The sequence below is a fragment of the Halomonas sp. 111 genome, from assembly GCF_052379685.1.
GTDB classification, from domain to species: Bacteria; Pseudomonadota; Gammaproteobacteria; order Pseudomonadales; family Halomonadaceae; genus Vreelandella; species Vreelandella citrativorans.
In genome coordinates, this window is the sequence record NZ_JBQSYV010000017.1 from 1 (window position 1) to 19,435 (window position 19,435).

The 19,435-nt window shown below is 52.8% G+C and carries 23 protein-coding genes; 13 read left to right on the forward strand and 10 right to left on the reverse strand.

What is annotated here, in order from left to right:
* The first annotated feature begins 89 nt into the window (after positions 1-89).
* Positions 90-1,160, forward strand: a complete 1,071-nt coding sequence (gene rlmM, locus ACT3T7_RS13215) for a 23S rRNA (cytidine(2498)-2'-O)-methyltransferase RlmM (protein WP_444631267.1) — start codon at positions 90-92, stop codon at positions 1,158-1,160.
* 4 nt (positions 1,161-1,164) lie between these two features.
* Here the strand turns inward: rlmM and ACT3T7_RS13220 are convergent, their stop codons facing one another.
* Positions 1,165-1,452, reverse strand: a complete 288-nt coding sequence (locus ACT3T7_RS13220) for an antibiotic biosynthesis monooxygenase family protein (protein WP_087111672.1) — start codon at positions 1,450-1,452, stop codon at positions 1,165-1,167.
* Positions 1,453-1,481: 29 nt separating this feature from the next.
* Between ACT3T7_RS13220 and tusA the strand changes: the two genes are divergently transcribed.
* A complete protein-coding gene (tusA, locus tag ACT3T7_RS13225; RefSeq protein ID WP_087111670.1) occupies positions 1,482-1,733 on the forward strand; it encodes a sulfurtransferase TusA in 252 nt (83 codons plus the stop codon).
* A gap of 89 nt (positions 1,734-1,822) precedes the next feature.
* Here tusA and ACT3T7_RS13230 read toward each other — a convergent pair whose 3' ends face one another.
* From ACT3T7_RS13230 to ACT3T7_RS13240, 3 genes are all read right to left on the reverse strand, one after another.
* Entirely contained in the window at positions 1,823-2,518 is a 696-nt protein-coding gene (locus tag ACT3T7_RS13230; RefSeq protein WP_193056956.1) for a hypothetical protein, read from the reverse strand.
* Between the two features lie 109 nt (positions 2,519-2,627).
* Positions 2,628-3,620: a DUF3080 family protein gene (locus ACT3T7_RS13235; protein ID WP_444631268.1), complete on the reverse strand. Its 993-nt coding sequence runs from the start codon at positions 3,618-3,620 to the stop codon at positions 2,628-2,630.
* Between the two features lie 3 nt (positions 3,621-3,623).
* The gene (locus tag ACT3T7_RS13240; RefSeq protein WP_444631269.1) at positions 3,624-5,042 is read right to left on the reverse strand and encodes an MATE family efflux transporter; all 1,419 of its coding nucleotides are present in this window, start codon (positions 5,040-5,042) and stop codon (positions 3,624-3,626) included.
* Positions 5,043-5,181: 139 nt separating this feature from the next.
* Between ACT3T7_RS13240 and ACT3T7_RS13245 the strand changes: the two genes are divergently transcribed.
* Positions 5,182-5,766: an elongation factor P hydroxylase gene (locus tag ACT3T7_RS13245; RefSeq protein WP_193055139.1), complete on the forward strand. Its 585-nt coding sequence runs from the start codon at positions 5,182-5,184 to the stop codon at positions 5,764-5,766.
* On the opposite strand, the gene ACT3T7_RS13250 is transcribed toward ACT3T7_RS13245, so the two are convergent.
* Both ACT3T7_RS13250 and ACT3T7_RS13255 read right to left on the reverse strand, forming a co-directional pair.
* Entirely contained in the window at positions 5,763-6,242 is a 480-nt protein-coding gene (locus ACT3T7_RS13250; RefSeq protein WP_172118338.1) for a hypothetical protein, read from the reverse strand. The two genes, ACT3T7_RS13245 and ACT3T7_RS13250, sit on opposite strands and share 4 nt — an antisense overlap.
* A gap of 13 nt (positions 6,243-6,255) precedes the next feature.
* Positions 6,256-7,107, reverse strand: coding sequence for a TatD family hydrolase (locus ACT3T7_RS13255; protein ID WP_444631270.1), 852 nt, complete (start codon positions 7,105-7,107; stop codon positions 6,256-6,258).
* Between the two features lie 133 nt (positions 7,108-7,240).
* Here ACT3T7_RS13255 and ACT3T7_RS13260 point away from each other — a divergent pair, with 133 nt between their 5' ends.
* Complete coding sequence (locus tag ACT3T7_RS13260; RefSeq protein ID WP_172118336.1) at positions 7,241-9,160, forward strand: ATP-binding cassette domain-containing protein; 1,920 nt, start codon at positions 7,241-7,243, stop codon at positions 9,158-9,160.
* Between the two features lie 114 nt (positions 9,161-9,274).
* On the opposite strand, the gene ACT3T7_RS13265 is transcribed toward ACT3T7_RS13260, so the two are convergent.
* The gene (locus ACT3T7_RS13265) at positions 9,275-9,727 is read right to left on the reverse strand and encodes a universal stress protein (RefSeq protein WP_172118335.1); all 453 of its coding nucleotides are present in this window, start codon (positions 9,725-9,727) and stop codon (positions 9,275-9,277) included.
* A gap of 148 nt (positions 9,728-9,875) precedes the next feature.
* On the opposite strand from ACT3T7_RS13265, the gene ACT3T7_RS13270 reads away from it, so the two are divergent.
* Positions 9,876-10,415 carry a preprotein translocase subunit YajC gene (locus tag ACT3T7_RS13270; RefSeq protein WP_172118334.1) on the forward strand — a complete coding sequence of 180 codons (540 nt, stop codon included), beginning with the start codon at positions 9,876-9,878 and terminating at the stop codon, positions 10,413-10,415.
* Positions 10,416-10,423: 8 nt separating this feature from the next.
* Here the strand turns inward: ACT3T7_RS13270 and slyA are convergent, their stop codons facing one another.
* Both slyA and ACT3T7_RS13280 read right to left on the reverse strand, forming a co-directional pair.
* Positions 10,424-10,876, reverse strand: a complete 453-nt coding sequence (slyA, locus tag ACT3T7_RS13275) for a transcriptional regulator SlyA (RefSeq protein WP_172118333.1) — start codon at positions 10,874-10,876, stop codon at positions 10,424-10,426.
* A gap of 74 nt (positions 10,877-10,950) precedes the next feature.
* Complete coding sequence (locus ACT3T7_RS13280; RefSeq protein WP_172118355.1) at positions 10,951-12,105, reverse strand: DUF5924 family protein; 1,155 nt, start codon at positions 12,103-12,105, stop codon at positions 10,951-10,953.
* 299 nt (positions 12,106-12,404) lie between these two features.
* On the opposite strand from ACT3T7_RS13280, the gene fadB reads away from it, so the two are divergent.
* Entirely contained in the window at positions 12,405-14,582 is a 2,178-nt protein-coding gene (gene fadB / locus ACT3T7_RS13285; RefSeq protein WP_444631271.1) for a fatty acid oxidation complex subunit alpha FadB, read from the forward strand.
* Positions 14,583-14,606: 24 nt separating this feature from the next.
* The gene (gene fadA, locus ACT3T7_RS13290) at positions 14,607-15,785 is read left to right on the forward strand and encodes an acetyl-CoA C-acyltransferase FadA (protein ID WP_444631272.1); all 1,179 of its coding nucleotides are present in this window, start codon (positions 14,607-14,609) and stop codon (positions 15,783-15,785) included.
* A 53-nt stretch (positions 15,786-15,838) separates the two neighbouring features.
* Here the strand turns inward: fadA and ACT3T7_RS13295 are convergent, their stop codons facing one another.
* Positions 15,839-16,309, reverse strand: coding sequence for a flavodoxin family protein (locus ACT3T7_RS13295; protein ID WP_172118330.1), 471 nt, complete (start codon positions 16,307-16,309; stop codon positions 15,839-15,841).
* A 208-nt stretch (positions 16,310-16,517) separates the two neighbouring features.
* Between ACT3T7_RS13295 and ACT3T7_RS13300 the strand changes: the two genes are divergently transcribed.
* From ACT3T7_RS13300 to ACT3T7_RS13325, 6 genes are all read left to right on the forward strand, one after another.
* Entirely contained in the window at positions 16,518-16,733 is a 216-nt protein-coding gene (locus ACT3T7_RS13300) for a DUF2945 domain-containing protein (RefSeq protein ID WP_444631273.1), read from the forward strand.
* A 60-nt stretch (positions 16,734-16,793) separates the two neighbouring features.
* Positions 16,794-17,165: a thiol-disulfide oxidoreductase DCC family protein gene (locus tag ACT3T7_RS13305; RefSeq protein ID WP_444631274.1), complete on the forward strand. Its 372-nt coding sequence runs from the start codon at positions 16,794-16,796 to the stop codon at positions 17,163-17,165.
* 40 nt (positions 17,166-17,205) lie between these two features.
* The gene (locus ACT3T7_RS13310; RefSeq protein WP_444631275.1) at positions 17,206-17,742 is read left to right on the forward strand and encodes a hypothetical protein; all 537 of its coding nucleotides are present in this window, start codon (positions 17,206-17,208) and stop codon (positions 17,740-17,742) included.
* 66 nt (positions 17,743-17,808) lie between these two features.
* Positions 17,809-18,285 carry a YbhB/YbcL family Raf kinase inhibitor-like protein gene (locus tag ACT3T7_RS13315; RefSeq protein WP_444622490.1) on the forward strand — a complete coding sequence of 159 codons (477 nt, stop codon included), beginning with the start codon at positions 17,809-17,811 and terminating at the stop codon, positions 18,283-18,285.
* A gap of 77 nt (positions 18,286-18,362) precedes the next feature.
* Positions 18,363-18,704: a zinc ribbon domain-containing protein YjdM gene (locus tag ACT3T7_RS13320; protein ID WP_172118326.1), complete on the forward strand. Its 342-nt coding sequence runs from the start codon at positions 18,363-18,365 to the stop codon at positions 18,702-18,704.
* A gap of 253 nt (positions 18,705-18,957) precedes the next feature.
* Positions 18,958-19,422 (forward strand): SUF system Fe-S cluster assembly regulator, encoded by a 465-nt coding sequence (locus ACT3T7_RS13325; RefSeq protein WP_172118325.1) that lies wholly within the window; start codon positions 18,958-18,960, stop codon positions 19,420-19,422.
* Positions 19,423-19,435 lie beyond the last annotated feature (13 nt).

A 19,435-nucleotide genomic window follows, 5' to 3' on the forward strand; every position in this document is an offset into this window, starting at 1 on the left:
ATAAAGTGCACGTGTTAATGCTATGATGCGTCCCCAGCGACTATATCAACCGGCTGTCACTTTGGGTGATAGACGCAATTTGAGGTGAAGTGGTGAGTGAAACGGTACCGACATCGTGGTTAGTTTACTGCCGCCCTGGTTTTGAACATGATGCGCTGTCAGAAATGCAGCACCATGCAAAGCACCAAGGGGTACCCTGTGAACCTGCTTATGGGGAAGGGTGGGCCAGCCTAACGCGAACAGACGATGAACCCGTTAATGACTTGCACCGGCGGGCGGCTTTTAAAAGGCTTATTTTTGCTCGCCAGAGCCTGGCGGCCTTACCAGGACTCGCCCTGTCACGAGATGATCGATTAACCGCTATTTTAGAGCAGGTTAAAGCTAGCGGCTGGAGTTTTGAAGAAATCTGGCATGAAACGCCCGATACTAATGATGGCAAGGCGCTGGTTGGCCTGATCAAAGCCCTTACCAAGCCGTTGCAAAGCATGTTAAAAAAACGCGGTGCACTACGCGGCAAGGCAGGTGGGCGTCGGTTACATATTTTTTGGACCGATGGTGATCGCGCCCAGCTAGGCATAAGTTTTCCCGGTAATCGTAGCGAGCTGCTTAACGGTATTCGTCGGTTGCGCTTCCCTTCGCGTGCACCAAGCCGCTCTACGCTTAAACTGGAAGAAGCATGGCATGAGTTTATCCCACGCGAAGAGTGGGAGGAGCGCTTGAGTGCGCATATGCAGGCAGCAGATCTAGGAGCCGCGCCCGGTGGATGGACATGGCAGTTGGTGCAGCGGGGCATGTACGTTTATGCCATTGATAATGGGCCAATGGATAAGCAGCTAATGGCCACTGGGCAAATTGATCATCTTAAAGAAGATGGCTTTACCTGGGAGCCGCCTCAGCGTTTGGATTGGCTGGTATGTGACATCGTGGATAAGCCCGTACGGGTGCTGGCGATGGTTGAGCGTTGGCTAACGCGTAAATGGTGTAGAGAGGCTATTTTTAACCTCAAACTACCTATGAAGAAACGTTGGGATGAAGTAACGCGCTGTTTGGAAATATTGGAAGAAGCGCTTAAAAACGCGGGTGTTGGTGCCCACATAAACTGTAGGCACCTTTATCATGACCGGGAAGAAGTGACTGTGCACGTAAGACTAACCCACTAAGGTGTTAATAGCCCGCTTCATAGATGCGGATCGTCTCGTCTTCTGTTAATAGCGGTAAAATACGTTGCATCGCAGTGGCACGCGCATCGCTGGCGTGCCACTCTTTCCAGGCGCGTAAATCGCGCCATTTGGTAATCATCAAGCGTCGATCTGTATGGCCTTGTTGTGCCAGCGTTTCACCGCTGACAAAGCCTCTGACACCGAGCGAAACACGCATGACTTCGCGTGCGGCCTGTTCATACTCATCTTCAAGGCCAGGCATAATACGCCGTTCGATGATAACTTTAATCATGCTATCTAGTTCCTAAACCGAGGATATGAATGGCTGACACGACTGATGCCTCACCCCACTACGACACCGTTCTGGACACCACAGGGCTTTATTGTCCTGAACCTATCATGCTGATGCACAACAAAGTGCGTGATATGAGTTCAGGTCAAGTGCTTAAAGTTGTGGCAACAGATCCTGCTACCACGCGTGATGTACCTAAATTTTGTCAATTTTTGGGTCATGAGCTTGTCGACCGCAGTGAATCAGCAGAAAGCTACGTTTACTTTATACGCTTAGCGTAAAGATGTGCAGCCGTGCGCGGCAAAAAATCGACTAATGGTGAATAGCCTCGCACGGTGCGCATAATTAAACAGGTGTACCGCCTCGTACGTTAATCGCCTGGCACGACCATCATGGCTAATGTCTCAAGGGTAGCGGGATCTTCCTCAAGAATACGGTTAGCGATATGGCGCTGAAAGTAATAAACGCTCGGGTGGCAGGAGCGTGCACTGTAGAGGCACTTATCACCCAACAGAATGGGTGTCATTGTGGCCTTTTCTTCATCAGCAAGTAAGGCATCAATAGAGCCATCGCTGTACAAGCGCCATCCGTAAACGGGTTTCATATGCCACGGTGCATTGGGGTGATTCATGCACAATGCATGAGTGCCCAGGGTATCGGGAATTTGCTGGATGAGCGTAACGTCTCCCGACGCTTCATACTCAAAATAGTCAGCGGCAGCCGTCAGCTCGTAATATTTGTGGTCGGGCGGTGACTCAAAGATCTCTTCTGTTTCTGGATCGCGATAGCCAACAAAATAGCCGTTTTCCTGGCTATCCACCTCTTGGCAGGCGGTTAGTGTTTCCATCCAGGGCACCAACCCAACAACATGGCCATCGGCTCTTAAGCCCCAGGCCAGAATGGGCATGCCAAAATAGGAATCGGGGCTCGCAGCGAGCTGGTATACCATTTCCAACCCGTCTAACTCGGGCGCTAAACGAACCAAACTTTTTTGCGCCTGCTGACGCAGGCGCACGGTATCCAGGTCGATGACCTGGGCAGAGCGGGGTGACTGGGATACGCCCATGATGTCCCTCCTAATGCTGCGTGGCCACGACATTGGTAAGCAAGAAATGCTTACCGCATCCTTCACCAATAGCACAGGTTGCCCATAAGGTTAAGAGGGAGGCGAATATTTAATCGCTTAAACAGACTGAGTGCATTTCTCTAAGCGATAAGTGGTGCGTTTTGGCCTGCTGATACTGCTGCCAAGGCGCTTGTGCGTTATCAAGCGAGAGCCATTGGGTTTGGTAAACACGTACCGCTTCTGGCAAGGCAACGCTTTGGCTGTTTATCAGCTTGTTGATAGCGAGTAGCCACTGTTGCGCGTTAGCTTCAAGGAGGTTCAGTGCTTCAGTGTCCCACGCTGTTAAACACGCTTCATGGTGAGGATCATGCTGGCTTAAGTACTCGCTGGCGTCTTGCAAACGTTGTTCGGAAAGTAGCAGTGTGCGGAGTATCTCGGCGGTTAAGGGGCGTTCTTGAAGGTGCTTGAGGTGGTTTTCAAGCTGAGAGGAGTCTTGCTGCCATGCTTGGCTAAACTGGCTATCTACCATTTGTTGCAAATAATCGACAGCGGCAAGCTGCTGCGCAATCGCTGGAAAATCACTCATCGCTAGCGGTTGGCTTGCCCGAGAGAAGCTTTTTACCCACTCATCAGAATCGAAAATAGCATTCCAGCTAACAGCGGGTAGTTGTGCTGTTTTCAGAGCAGTAAGCTGTTCAAGGCGCTCTTTATCGCGCTCGCTTAACCGGTCTGGGACATCGCTTTCCTGGCATGCCGCCAAGCGTTGCCATAACTCACGCTCGTAAAGCCAGTGCTGGCTGGGCGGCGCAACCCGGCCAAGCTGATTGTTGCGGGCTGCAATCAGCGATGTGATGTGACACTCGCGCAACGCGTAAATATTGAGTATGCCATCGCGGGTTTCAGATACCTCAATCAGCCTTTCTTGGCGTTCTGGAAATGCCCCTATGTTGGATACTTCTGTGCGCTCGAGCGGAGGCGAGGACAGGTCTTCGGCCAACTGATGATGATAGGCGACCCATGGCTGCTCTGCCTCATGATCGCTGCAACCTGTCAAAACCGACATTGCCGTGAACATAACGAAGAGAAGCCACAGGTTTGTCACTTTTCACCCCTGTCGGCTAATCCATTTTAAACGCCAGGCCAACAACAGTGCGGCGGTGCTAAGCCCTGCAATCAAGCCTATCCAGTACCCATGAACACCTAAAGGCTCGGTTAAACCGCTTGCACCATGCACACCTAACCAGTAACCGCCTCCAAGGCCTACAAGCCAGTAGGACAGCACTGTAATGACCATGACGATGCGGGTGTCCTTATACCCTCGTAGCGCGCCTGCCAGGTTCACCTGAAGCGAATCAGAGAGCTGGAAGATGACCGCAAGGGCAATGAGGGTAAGGGTCAGCGCCTGTATCTCAGGGTTCGAGGTATACAAGGCAATCACCGGCTTGGCAGTTAGCCACAAAAAGAGGCTATTAAACGCCGCAATCAGTATGCTCACCACCACACCATTCCATGCAACCTGGCGAGCCAGTGTCAGGCGATGTTGGCCGAGGGTATTACCCACGCGTACCGTTAATGCCATGCTCAATGAAAGCGGCAGCATAAACAGAATAGAGGTAAAGCTGAGCGCGATTTGGTGAGCACCTACGGTTATCTCGCCCAGGCTGGCAACAAACAGGGCGATCAAGGTGAACAGGGTCACCTCAACAAAAATAGCCACGCCAATCGGCATGCCTACAAAAATCAGCTCTTTAATACCCGCCAGCTGTGGAGGCGTAAAACGGTGCCATAGCGACACGTTTTGGTAAGCACGCCCTCGGCGAGTGTACAGCAGCATGATTAACATCATGGTCCACATGGAGATAGCCGTCGCGATCCCACAGCCAAAGGCACCCATGGCCGGAATTTGTTGCAGAATATCGGGAACGCCGCTACCCAACAAATTGACCAGCCCGTCGCCGCCGTAGATCAGCAGGTAGTTGGCCGGAATATTCACGAGCAAACCGATGACACTGATCCACAATGATGGCCGCGTATGGTTCATGCCATCCGAAAACGCGCGTAATGCTTGAAAGAGGGCAATACCGGGCATACCGAACGCCACCGCTGAAAGATAAGCAGCTGATTCTTGAGCGACTTGAGCCGGTACATCCATTAATTCGAAAATGGGCATGACGCTGGTTCTAAGCAGAATCGCGGCGATAATGCCTAGAACCAAGGCCACCCATAATCCTTGATGAACCGCAGGGCGAATGGCATTGCTTCGCTGTCCGCCGAGGTGATAAGCGACAATAGGGGTAAGCCCCATGAGCGTGCCCGTCATAAAGAGCATCAAGGGCGCCCATAAACTGGTACCTACTGAGACCGCTGCCAGCGACGTAGCGTTAAAGCGTCCCGTCATCATGACATCGACTACCCCCATGCCTGCCTGGGCAAGCTGCGCGCCACAAATAGGCAGCGCCAATAAAATTAAGGCACGGGTTTCTGGCCAATAGGTGGTTTTGATATCGTCAGCAAAGCGGGCCAAGGAAAGGCTCTCCGTTAGTAAAGTAATCTATAAAACGCCGCTAGATTAGCAGGAGTCGCTGGTTTTTGCCGTTTAGACTTCAGCCTACCTAACGAGGGCCGTTATACTAGGCAAAAAGGCCTTAAATAACGAGGATATTGTGGTTCACGCAGATGACAAATGGTTACTTGAGGATATTACTGCACTCTTTGACGGCATTTTTATGCCGCGCTATCAAACCCGATTAGTGCGGGGTGAAGATGAGCCGCTTTATCGACCGGCAAGCAAGGAAGCGCCTTATCATCAGATTATCTTTGCCCGTGGGTTTTATGCCAGCGCCCTGCATGAAATTAGCCACTGGTGTATTGCTGGTGCCAAGCGCCGTCAGTTGGAAGACTATGGCTACTGGTATTTGCCCGATGGGCGTAATGCCCAGGAGCAGAGCGCTTTTGAGCAAGCCGAAATTGCCCCTCAGGCGTTGGAGTCACTGTTTGCTGACGCGTGTGGACGCATCTTTCATGTCAGCGTGGACAACCTGGGGGGCGATGTTGACGTCGATCGTGACGCATTTGCGGAGAAGGTAAACGCCCGAAAGCAGCGCTATTTACAAGAAGGCCTGCCCACGCGCGCCAACGCCCTTTATGTGGCGTTGACGTCGTTTTATCAGCGCAAAGAGCCACTAGCCGCTGCGATTACCCAAGGCCAAGCGGTCTTGGGTCAAGCGCCTGTGGCTGCTAATGCTTAATCCGTTTCGGTTAAGCGCTGGTGCAAGGACAGCATGACCTCAAGCTCATGTTCGGGGCGCATGGGCTCCAGGCCCAGCTCGCTGAATGTCTCACGTCGCTGGCGGTGCCATTCACCCGGTGTGATAGACGGGTAGAGCACCGATGCCGGCGCCAGTTCTACAAAAGGGTCCAACCCATACGTATCAAATAGACGCGCCAGCGCCGCCTCATCCTCACCATTGTCGCTGGTATAGAGAGTGGCGGAGAAGTAATCGTTTTCCAGCTCGCGAATCACCTCAAGGGGGCTAACGCCCAGGCTCTCAAGTTCCTCGATGCTGTAAGCGCCCATGGCATTGGTATCTTCCTTGATCCAGCTATCGTCTGGTTGGATCAAGGTTTCCTTAACGCGTCCATCGGGCAATGACCAGGCTATGGCAAGGGGGAGGCCATCTTCTTCGCCCGTTTCAATGGCAATAAATCCTGGGTAATCGGCCACGCTCGTACTCCTTTCAAGATTCTGTAGGCAGGCGGAAAAAGCGCTGTGCAGTTTGCGTCGTGGCGCTACCTAGTTCAGCTTCGCTGATGCCGCGCCACTGGGCAATTTCTTTTACGATCCACGGCAGAAGCGCTGGCTCATGGCGGCGCCCTTTGAGTTTAGCGGGTAGATTGCGGGGCAGCAGGTAAGGGCAGTCGGTCTCCACCATCAAGCGCTCCAGCGGAATATCGTTAACCAGCGGGCGCAAGTGATGGCCGCGACGCTCATCGCAAATCCAGCCGGTCAGGCCAATATGTATATCCAGGTCTAGATAGCCGTGCAGCGTATCGCGGTCAGCGGTAAAGCAGTGCACAACCGCGTCGCTGATATCATCGCGCCAAGCGGCCAATATTTCACGCATTCGTACGCCTGCATCGCGCTCATGTAGAAAAAGCGGCAGGCCGCTTTCAGCAGCTAGTGCCAACTGCGCTTCAAACGCATGCTCTTGCTCGGCAGGCGTCGAAAAATTGCGATTGAAATCCAGCCCGCATTCGCCAACGGCGACTACCTTCGGATGTGCGTGCAAGGCTTTCATCTTGTTGGCTAGGTCTGCATTCCAGCAACTGGCATCATGCGGGTGAATGCCCGCCGTTGCGAAAAGGCCGGGATATTGCCCGGAAAGGGCTATCGCCTGCTCGGCGTGCGCCAGGTCCGTGCCCGTGACAATCATTGTATTAACATGAGCAGCATGAGCCCGCGCGATGACGTCATCAAGATCACGATCAAAGCTTTCGTGCGTCAAATTAGCGCCAATATCGACCAACGGAGACGTAGGGCGAAATTGAAGCGCTTCAGGTAAAACGTTATCGACTGCCGATGAAGCCAAGCGTTACTCCTTCGTCGAAAATAGCAAACCAGTATTGTAACGCTAAGCACACGTATCGACTAATGCGCGAAGCTTCCCCTCTACTGCTGTCCATGCGTTACACTGTGCGCCTCACGACGATGGAGGATACTGCGTGACCTTGTTACGACTCGAACAGCTGCAACTTGCCTACGGCACCCAAGTACTGTTGAACCGCGCTGACCTTACGGTCGAAAAAGGCGAGCGGCTGGCGCTGGTCGGGCGCAACGGCACCGGTAAATCTACGCTTTTAAAATTAGTGGCGGGTGATATTCAGGCTGATGACGGCTCGGTTTGGCGAGCGCCTGGCTTGAAAATTGGAGTGTTGGCTCAGGAGTTACCTGAGTCATCGGGCATGACTATTTTCGACATGGTCGCACAGGGTCTGCCTGAAGCGGGCGAGCTGCTGTCTGAATATCAGCACTTGATCAACGATCCCGACCCGGACATGAATCGCATGGCGACGTTGCAAACCCGCATCGAAGCGATTGATGGCTGGTCGTTCCATCAGCGTATTGATGTTGTGCTAACGCGGCTGGGACTTCCTCCTGAAACTGAGATGAGTTCTCTTTCAGGCGGCTGGCGTCGCCGGGTCGCGTTAGCGCGAGCGCTGGTGTCTGAGCCTGATTTACTTCTGCTTGATGAACCGACCAACCATTTGGACCTGGACACCATTGCATGGCTTGAAGAGCAGCTTCTGGCTTTTAATGGTGCGGTGCTGTTGATTACCCATGACCGGGCGTTTCTTTCCAGGCTGGCGACTAATATTCTTGAGCTTGATCGTGGCAAGCTGGGCCGCTACCCGGGCAAATACGAAGAGTTTCAGGCGCGCAAGCAGCACGAGCTTGAAGTTGAGGCGCGGGAAAATGCCGAGTTCGACAAAAAGCTGGCGCAGGAAGAGACCTGGATACGCCAAGGGGTTAAAGCGCGCCGTACCCGTAATGAGGGGCGGGTACGTGCTCTTGAAGCCATGCGCGACGAGCGCAGCCAGCGCCGTGAACGCCAAGGCACTGCTAACCTGACCGTTGATAGTGGTGAACGTACCGGTAAGCGGGTAGTCGAGCTTAAAGGGGTGACTCAGCGCTTTGGTAACGACGTTATTCTGCGTAATGTGAACCTGGAAGTCGTGCGCGGCGACCGTATCGGTTTTCTCGGGCGCAATGGCGCGGGCAAAACAACACTACTTAAAATTCTGTTGGGTGAGCTAGCACCGACCGAAGGCAGTGTACAGCTAGGCACGAACCTTAAAGTGGCCTATTTTGACCAGCTGCGCGCAGGACTTGAACTGGAAAAAACGGTTTATGACAACGTGGCTCAAGGCAGTGACCGAGTCAGCGTCGGTGGCAAGGATCGCCATGTCATGAGCTACCTGCAGGATTTCCTGTTTACGCCTGACCGCGTGCGTCAGCCTGTAAAAGCACTGTCGGGCGGGGAGTCTAATCGTCTGCTCTTGGCCAAGCTGTTTACCCAGCCTGCCAATGTGTTGGTGCTTGATGAGCCGACCAACGACCTGGATATGGAAACCCTGGAGCTGCTTGAAGAGCTGTTGCTGGACTTTGACGGTACGCTGTTACTGGTTTCCCACGACCGAACCTTTATGGACAACGTGGTGACCAGCATGCTGGCTTTTGAAGGCGAAGGCGTTGTCCGTGAATACGTGGGCGGTTACACCGACTGGATACGTCAGGGCGGTAAGCTACCGCCTGCCCCTTGGGAAGGCGCGGCGCGTCAACAAACCGAGCCCACCAGCGCGGCGGTAGAAAAAGCACCTGAGAAGGCACCTGAAGAACCCGCTAAAAAAACCGTCAAGCTCTCCTATAAGTTTCAGCGCGAACTGGATGCATTGCCTGCCGACATCGAGCGGCTTGAAGCCAATGTCGAAGCGCTGGAGCAAGTGGTAGGCGATCCCGCGTTTTATCAGCAGGAGGCCAGCGCGGTAACAGCGAAACTACAAGAGCTAGAGCATGCTCAGCAGGCGCTTGAAGCCGCCATGGAACGCTGGATGGAGCTTGAAGCCATGGCCAACGGCGAATAGCGGAAACTCAAGTGTATGTTCCCAAAGGCGCCTGGTCGGTGCCTTTGGGGATAGTAGCTTTTTGAACAGAAGCGTTCGATATGCAAGTCAGGCGCCGAGAATAAGCGCGTATATTTATTCGTCGCTGCTCTCGCCCTTTTTGCCAACCCGTACGGCGAGCACATCACACTGCGCGCCGTGCAGCACGCCTGTTGACGTTGAACCCAGTAGCAGGGCAAAGCCGTGTCTTCCGTGGGAGCCAACCACAATCAAATCAACGTTATGTTCATCCGCGAAGCGATGAATTTCCGTGTCGGGCATGCCCACCACTACGTGCTGGTCGGCCTTGTCGATATGAGGGGTCGCAATTTCAGCCAGGCGCTGCTTGGCATGATCATCCAATTGGTCTTGAATGCTGGTAAGGTCCATCGGGATATCACCTCCATAGGCGAAACCCAAAGGCTCAAGGGTATGCATAATGGAGATTTTGGCACCATTGTTGCGCTCAGCGATAACGATCGCGCGCTCTAGTACCTTGTGAGAATCTTTTGTTAGGTCAACGGCAACCAGAATATGGTGATAGCTCATGGCTTATCTCCTTGGCGATAATTAACAAAGAAGCAAACTTTGTTAGATAACCTTTACTTTAAGCTGCATGGACAATCTTAACAACGATCTGCGTCATGGTTTTTTAAACGTGTTAACAGCGTACGACTGAAATAGGGTGGAAGCAGTGATGGTATGGTTAATTATCATTTTTGTATTGTTATTTGTGATGGCGCCGGTCATGTGGCTCAAGCCAAGCCCGCGTCAGGTAAGGCAAATGGCGTTACGTAACGGTGCTAAGCAACAAGGGGTCAGTGTTAAAATGGAAAAACCCCCGCTGCACCATTTTAGGGGCACCATGCCCGCTTATCGTTGGCACTATCCTCAGGATGCGCCAGGCCCGGACTTTGTGCTGCTACGGGACAGCAATGCCAGTGCCGCACTAGAGCCCTATTATGCTGGCTGGCGTTGGCGTATTGCACCGTTGCGCGATTTACCTGAAAGTGCCAGTGCGCCGTTAAAAGCACTCTTGGAGCGGTTGCCTCAGGATGCACTAGTGATTGAATCGACGCCTTATGCGCTAACGCTTTGGTGGTGGGAGTCGCAAACCGCCGAGCGTTTCTCCACTTATCTTGCAGACGTAAAGCAATTAAAGGGCGCGCTAAGCGGTTTGTCGGACCAGCCGCTAGGCAAGCCGTTGGATAATCGAGACGGTGCGCATCACCGCTAGGTGAGCATCTAAGCAGTAGGGGGGTCTTGCTCGCGCGCTTGAATGGCTAGCCCGTTTGATTCAATTATTGACAGCCATTCATTGAGCTGTTCAAGCTCACGCTCACCAAGCCCGACAAAGAACTCTTCACGGACTTGGGTAGCCACCGCATCAATTTTTTCTAAAAGCGGCATTGCTGCTGGCGTAAGGTAAATACGCTTGCTGCGCCGGTCACTATCACAAGCGCGTCGCTCAACCAGACCCTGCTCCTCAAGTTGGCCCAGTGTACGAACAAGTGAAGGGGCCTCAACACCAATCACTCGCGCCAGGTCGCACTGGGGATGTCCCTCACCCAAGCGCCAGATATGATAAAGCGTGACCCAGCGCGTTTGGGTAAGCCCCAAAGGAGCGAGCCTACGATCCAAAATTGAGCGCCACAAATGCGGCAGGCGTGCAAGACGAAAACCAATCGATGAAGCCATGGGCAACTCGCTACCAAAAAGTGGGAGGATAGATTGTCATTAGCTATGGCTTGGATTGCAAGCCATAGGCGGACTTAGTCGCTTGTCGGCGTGTCAGAACGTTCACTGCTTCCTGGCACAAAACGACGCAAATCAAGTCTGCTTAAACCGCTGGCGCGAATAGCGCTATCGGCTTTAGAGGCCTTTTGTAAGTCTTCCGATACCGTAAAACGAATCAGCCCCACGCGTTGACCACTATCCGTCATGATATCTATTCGCCAGTCACCTGATGGGTCAGCAGGAAAGTTAAGCTTATGACTCCATGCCCGATAACCCTGTTCACGCCCACCACTAATGTCCAGCCGGACGGTATCTAACGGTTCACCGTTATGACGCCAGGCGTGGTAAATAGTTTCGCTTAATCCTCGTGGGGCACGGATCGCGGTATACACATAAAGGCCGTTTTCACGAATAGCATCCGGCGTCAGCGCAATGGAACCCTGCGGTTCTCGCTGCTGAATATCAAGCGAAGGGGAGAGCGCACTGCTGGTCAACCAAAGGCTTGCGGGCGGCACCCAAATACGGCCTATCCAGGCAGCATACGCAAGTGCAAGCGTTAGCCCTAGAAATAGGCACCAGCGTTTTAACGAGCGCTGCTTGAGTAAATGCCAAAAGCTGGGAAGCGCTACCAGTACCATCAAGGACATTGCTAATAAAAGGCTTTGTCCGGTCGTGAGATGGAGCATGATCGGTAGCGTTACCAGCATCACCAAAAAAACGCACAGCGCATGGAAAATAAAATAGAGACTGCGCCAGCGGCCAGCTACCTTGTAATAAAGCGGGTCGATAATTGATAACAGCGCCATGCCAATGACCAGGAGAGCAAATAGCGTTTGTCCGCTGTTCCATACCGTCGTAATTAAAATGAACGGAAGGGTAAAAAACAGCGTCTCCTGGTGAATCATTTGGGCAATAAACGTAGTGGCGCCACGGTGCAGGGTAGGGTGGCCGCGCTTGGCCAGCCAGCGGCCAATTAAACTTTCAGAAAGCAGCAACGTCCAGGTAAATAGCAGCCCCAGCGCTAGCGCCGCACCTAGCCACTGCTGACGGTCGACCAGAAAAAAACTGCCTACTCCCGCCGAAAATGCCATGGGCGGCCATAGCCAGCTCCAGGGTTTAATGCGCTCCACTAAGCGTTCGGTAAAGTGCTGAATGGCTTTTATGCGCGTCGGTGTTAATAGGGCGCCCATGAATATATGACCCATAGTGAAAAAAATCATGATCCATGGGTTTCTGAAAAAAGTCGATGCCCAGTAGGTAATCGTCTTAATGTGTCCTTAATAACGGAATATTTAGGTGATGAGAAAGTGTACTTCTTGGCAGGGATTAGCCAAAAGTCAGGGCTTGACGTTGTTGGATAACTCAACCAAGCTAACGCTATCAAACGACCGTATGAAATGCTGGCGAACCAGCCAGGGACTTGTCGCTAAAACTTGCTGCAAGAGTCTGCTGACAGGAGCGCCAGTTCAAACCTGTGGAGAGAGCACGGATGATCTATCAAGGCAATGCCATCACGGTGGAGCGTCGTGACACCCTGAGTGGCCATCACATCGCGCGGCTTATTTTTGATTTAAAAGATGAGTCCGTTAATAAGCTTTCCAGCGCTGTTGTTACCGAACTGGGAGAGGCTGTTAGCGCTCTTCAGGCGGCAGATAACTTGCAGGGCCTGGTGATTGGCAGCGGCAAAGACGCGTTCATTGTCGGGGCGGATATCACCGAGTTTCACAGCCTGTTCACTAAAGGTGAAGCGTACCTTGAGGAGATGAACCTCAAGGTGCACGAGATATTTAATGCGATTGAAGATCTCCCTTTTCCAACCGTTGCCGCTATTAATGGCCTTGCCTTGGGTGGCGGGTGCGAAGTGCTGCTCACCACTGATTTTCGCGTGATGAGCGAAAAAGCTAAAATTGGACTTCCGGAAACCAAACTGGGCATTTTGCCGGGCTGGGGTGGTTGTGTACGCTTGCCACGCTTGATTGGCGCTGACAATGCGATTGAATGGATTGCCGGTGGCACTGAAAACCGCGCCGATGCGGCGCTAAAAGTCGGCGCTGTCGATGCCGTGGTCACGCCCGAGCAGCTAGAGGAGGCGGCGCTAGACATACTCGACCGCGCTAACGCTGGCGAGCTTGATTACCAGGCGCGCCGGGCAGAGAAAAAAGGCCCCTTAAAGCTCAATGCTATCGAACAAATGATGGCGTTTGAGACGGCCAAAGGGTATGTCGCCGGCAAAGCGGGCCCTCACTATCCAGCGCCTATTGAAGCTATCAAGGTTATTCAAAAAGGTGCGGGTGAAGAGCGCAGTCGCGCCCAGGCCATTGAGGCGAAAGCCTTTGCCAAGCTTGCGTTAAGCAGCGTGGCGTTTAACCTGGTCGGTCTGTTTATGAACGACCAGGTCGTCAAAAAGAAAGCCAGCAAGTATGAAAAGCAGGCACAGCCTGTTAAGCAAACGGCCGTGTTGGGTGCCGGTATAATGGGCGGTGGTATTGCTTACCAAAGCGCCTCTAAAGGCACGCCTATCTTGATGAAAGACATCAAGGATGAAGCCATTGAACTGGGCTTGAAAGAGTCCCGTAAACTATTCGCCAAGCAGGTTGAGCGTAAAAAACTCACCAGTGAGCAAATGGCAGAAAAGCTGACCAATATTCGCCCCACGCTCTCCTACGGCGACTTCGGCAATGTTGATTTGGTGGTTGAAGCGGTTGTTGAAAATCCCAAGGTAAAAGGTGCGGTGCTCAGCGAAGTCGAAGAGAAGGTAGGAGAGAATACAATCCTGACCTCCAACACATCGACCATTTCGATTAACCGCTTGGCTCAGAATCTGAAGCGCCCTGAAAATTTCTGTGGCATGCACTTTTTTAACCCTGTGCATCGCATGCCGTTGGTTGAAGTTATTCGCGGTGAAAAAACCTCTGACGCAGCCGTTGCGGCGACGGTGGCTTACGCTCGCGCCATGGGGAAAACGCCCATTGTGGTGAATGACTGCCCCGGCTTTTTAGTAAACCGTGTGCTGTTCCCCTATTTCGGCGGCTTCAGCTTCCTGGTCGAGCAGGGTGCCGACTTCCAGCGTGTTGATAAGGTCATGGAGAAGTTTGGCTGGCCGATGGGGCCTGCTTACCTGCTGGATGTGGTCGGTATGGATACGGCGGTTCACGCTAATGACGTCATGGCGGAAGGCTTCCCGGACCGCATGGCGCGTGAAGGCAAAACGGCAATCCAGGTGATGTACGAAAACGAGCGCCTGGGCCAGAAAAACGCCAAGGGTTTTTATGCCTATGAAGAGGATAAAAAAGGCAAGCCCAAAAAAGTAACGGATGAGCAGGCCTACGCGTTAATCGAGGAAGTGGTTAGCGACAAAAAAGAGTTCTCCGACGAGGATATTATTGCCCGCATGATGGTGCCGCTCTGCATGGAGACGGTTCGTTGTCTGGAAGACAATATTGTTGATACGCCTGCCGAAGCGGATATGGCGCTGATTTACGGTATTGGTTTCCCGCCTTTCCGCGGTGGCGCGCTGCGCTATATCGACGCCATGGGCGTGGCGGAGTTCGTCAAACTGGCGGAAGGATTGGCTGAAGAGCTCGGCCCGCTGTACGCGCCGACTGAAAAGCTGCGCCAAATGGCGAAGAACAATGAGCAGTTTTATCCCGCCCCCGGTCAGGCCTAAGTCACCGCGAACAGGAGAAATAAGATGAGTTTGAATCCCAGAGATATCGTGGTGGTCGACGGTGTGCGTACCGCCATGGCAAAAGCCAAACATGGCGCATTTCGTAACGTTCGAGCGGAAAACCTGTCCGCTGCTGTCATGCAGGCGTTGTTTACCCGTAATCCCAATCTAGACCCTTCAGAAGTAGATGATGTGATTTGGGGCTGCGTTAACCAGACCCTTGAACAAGCCATGAACATTGCTCGCAATGCGGCGATCATGACCGGCATTCCACGCTCGGTACCGGCGCAAACCGTTAACCGTCTGTGTGGCTCCTCCATGACTGCGCTGCATATTGCGGCGGCGAATATCAAAGCGGGCATGGGCGATTTCTACATCATTGGTGGTGTAGAGCACATGGAACATGTGCCCATGGCGCATGGGGTTGATGTAAACCCTGCGATTAGTAAATACGCCGCTAAAGCCTCCATGATGATGGGGCTGACCGCCGAGCTACTAGGTAAGATGCACGGTATTACGCGGGAAGATCAGGACCGGTTTGGCGTGCGTTCGCACCAGCGTGCTCAGGCAGCAATGGAGAAAGGCTACTTCGATAACGAGATTGTCGGTGTTGAAGGCCATGACCAGCGCGGCTTTAAAGTGCTGTTCAAGAGCGATGAAGTGATCCGCTCTGATGCAAGCTTTGAGTCCATGGCCCAGCTTAAGCCGGTGTTTGATCCGCGTAGCGGCACCGTCTCGGCAGGCACGTCGTCCGCGCTTTCCGTGGGTGCTTCCGCCATGGCGATCATGAGCTACGAGCGCGCCCAAGCGTTGGGGCTTGAGCCTATCGCTAAAGTGCTCTCCACAGGTGTAGCTGGGTGCGATGCATCGATTATGGGCTATGGCCCGGTGCCAGCTTCTAAAAAGGCGCTGAAAGCCGCAGGCCTTTCGTCGGATGATATCCAGACTGTCGAGCTTAACGAAGCCTTTGCAGCGCAAAGTCTGCCGGTATTAAAAGACCTGGGCTTTTTGGAGGCCATGGACGAAAAGGTTAACTTAAACGGTGGTGCGATTGCCTTGGGCCACCCACTAGGTTGTTCCGGTTCACGCATCAGCACCACGCTGCTCAACGTTATGCAACAGCGCGACACCACGTTGGGCCTGGCCACCATGTGTATTGGTATGGGGCAAGGGGTTGCGACGGTATTTGAGCGCTTGAAGTAACCAGCCTTATGCACTGATAAACGGCACCTATCAAGGTGTCGTTTTTTTTCGCCTTAAATAATCCCAGCCTCCAGGCTGGCAGCCACGGATAGCCCCAGCTCCTCGCATTGCTCGATAAAACCTGCCTGAAAGTCGCCTCGGCAAATAAGTGGCTCTTGTATGAGTCGCCAGCGCAGCCCGGTGGTAATGCTCTCAATGCCACGCTGAGTGCCGGTGCCATCGTGGCCTGCCCGAATATAAAACGCGAACGGTAAACCTTCGGTTTTATCAAGGCAGGCGTAGTAGCATCGATCAAATACGTCCTTCACTAACCCTGCCATATAGCCCAGGTTTTCAGTGGTGCCGAGAATAATCGCATCGGCTGAAAGAATATCGTCCGGTTGTGTTTCAAGCGGGGTGAGCGATGTTACCACCACCTTTTCCACGTCAGGGTGGGACGCGCCGTGCACCACAGCCTCCAGCATCTTTTGTGTGTTCTCGGAAGGTGCATGTGCAATGATCAGCAGTTTTTTGCATTCCGCCATGGCAGCCTCTTGTCTAATGAAGTAAGGACACGCAAAGGCAAGCAGCCATTCTTTAAAGTGGCGCGTTTACCGGATGCTAGAGTAGCAACCTGGCTCTTATGTGTCGTCACAGGTGAATACTTAGCGCTATGAGTGAGTACAGAGTGATAGGGATGGGGAGTGATAGGGGGGGGAGAACGATAGAGGTGGAAAACAATAGGAGTGAAGAATGGCTAAGCGCTTCAAGGTGGGCGATCACGTAAAATGGAACTCAGAGGCTGGCTATGTAGGCGGGCATATCACTCGCGTACATACGCAGGATACGACCTACAAAGGTCATCACCGTTATGCCAGTGAGGAGGAGCCGCAGTATGAAATCAAAAGCGACAAAACCGATCATGTTGCGATGCATAAAGACGCTGCGCTTACTCTGATGGATCACTAGCGTTGCGTCGAGCCGTCGACGTGCCACACTTACCCCCTCAATGTCCGCTCCGAGTATTATATGCCCACTGACAACACAATTAAGGTCTACTACGATGCGGTTTGTCCCCGCTGCCGCAAAGACAGGCAGCGTTATGAGCGTTGGGCAGGCGAGGGGGCAAGCGATATTCGTTGGTGTGATGTCAGTGAGCACCGGCATACACTGCAAGAGAAGGGTATAGAACCTGACACTGCGTTAAAGTCGCTGCATGTTGAGCGGGCTGATGGGGATATAGTAGAAGGCATTGATGCCTATCGTCTGTTAATGGCTCGGGTTGTCTTTTTACGCCCGGTTGCGTGGTTGATCGGTCTGCCGGTGATTAAACCAGGGTTAAGGAAGCTCTATGATGGCTGGGTAAAACGACGCTTAAAGCAGCAGGGTCGCTGGTCTTAAAAATGATGGTGGTAATTTGCATGGGGAGCCCATAGGAAACATGAAAATAAAGCAAAACATGTTATGTGTCCTGCTACTTGGGAGTGTGCTATTGGCAGGGTGTGCAGGCAAGCAACACAGGACGACATCGACCGCACCTCAAACGAATGATGAGCCTGTTCAGGCAGTACCCGTTGCAAGTGCCAGCAGTGTATCGGCGACTGACTGGGTGCCGCCGCTGTACATGAGCCCTGAAGAAGAGGCCGCTTACTATGTGAGCCGGCTTTCTGATCGCCGCTTCGTTTCCTATTACGGCGACCAGGATAACCGCCGGACCTTTTATATTGCCGCTGAGCGGTTAGGTGATATTGGCTTACCCGCAGTGCCACTTTTGTATGCGCGCTTGAATACCCAGGATGAGTACGAACAAATGCTGGTGCTTTACGCGCTTCAACTGGCAACACAAGATCCGCTGTTAACGTCTAAAACCGGTGGGAATTATGTGCAGCTACCCTCCGTGCTAAGCCCCGAGAGCAACGCAGAAAATGTGGTAATTGCGCAGCAGTGGTGGCAACGCAACGCGGGTTATCTGAATTAACGTTGATGCCTTGGATATTTACTACCACTCTGTAGACATAGTGATTGGCTAACCAGGGAGAAACTTATGGCATTTGCTCTGTCATCAATGGAAGTCACCAGCACCGCTTTTGAGCAGCATCAGGCGATTCCTGCCCGCTATACCGGGGAGGGCGATGATCTATCGCCTCCTCTTGAGTGGCATAACGTACCTGAAGGTACAAAAGGGTTTGCGGTTATTTGCCACGACCCCGATGCGCCGCTGGTAAAAGATGGCCGCTACGGGTTTGTTCACTGGACCCTTTATAACCTGCCCGGCGATATTGCCGGGCTGGATGAAAACACTCAGCTGGGCACTTGTGGCAATAACGACTTCGACAAGCAGGGCTACGGCGGTCCTATGCCCCCAGAAGGGCATGGTAAGCACCTTTACTACTTTTTAGTGCTTGCTTTGGATCAGCCAATGGATCTGCCAAAAGGTCTAAGTGTCGCGGCGCTATTTGAGAAGGTAGAGCCGCACGTATTAGGAATTGACCGGCTTGTAGGCACCTACCAGCGGGGCTAATGCCCCCTTGGACTGGAGCATTTTGCCTAACCGGTGTAGGCTCCATCGCTTTGCTGGTTTTTGTGATGGAGCCATTGATGAACGAATTACCTAATTGTCCTGCCTGCGCCTCAACGTTCACTTACGATGACGGCTTGCAGTACGTCTGCCCGGAATGTGGTAATGAGTGGTCGAAAACGGCGGATGCCGATGCCCCTGACGATATTCCCAGCGTACGCGATGCGAACGGCAACCCCCTTTTTGACGGCGATAGTGTGACCGTCATTAAAGATTTAAAGGTCAAAGGCAGCTCGTTGGTTGTTAAGGTCGGCACGAAGGTTAAGAGTATTCGTATTGTTGAAGGTGATCATGATATCGACTGTAAAGTTGATGGCATTGGCCCCATGAAGCTTAAATCTGAATTCGTTAAAAAAGCCTGATGCTCAGTTAATCAGGTGCTGAGCCATAACAAGCCTATCCCTGGTGGATAGGCTTTTTTGTGGGATAGCCAATAAAATTCTTAAATGATAATGATTGTTGTTTTTGATGGTAACGGCGGCGAACGTGCCAGAACTTGACGCAATTTGCCAAGAATTGGGCAATAGGGCTTCACATCGATTTTATACAGGACTAAAATGGTACCCAATTAACACGCAAGCCAGCCTGATGATTTGCTGGCTAACGGGAGTCGCTATGCTCAAGCTTTCTCGGCTGACAGATTACGCCGCTGTTGTGATGGCACAAATTGCGCGTCACCCAGAGGCATCGCATACGGCAGCTGACTTGGCGGAAGACGTACAGCTACCGCACCCAACGGTAAGCAAAACGCTTAAGATGTTGGTCCGAGCGGGGCTTTTAGCGTCACAGCGAGGGGCGCAAGGCGGTTATCGGCTTGCCAGACCCGCGTCACAAATTACCGCAGCGGATATTATTGCGGCGATTGAAGGCCCTGTCGCGATGACCGAGTGCAGCCATGCCCAGGGAGAGTGCGAGTTGGTCGCAACGTGTGGTGTGGCCGACAATTGGCAGCGTGTATCGCTCGCGATTCGTACCCTGCTTGAAAGCGTAACGTTAGCCCATTTGGCGGCATCATCGCCTCTCAAGCTACCCGTACAATTACCAATTCAAAGTATCAACCTATCGGCGGTATCTGCGTAGCTCTGGATATACA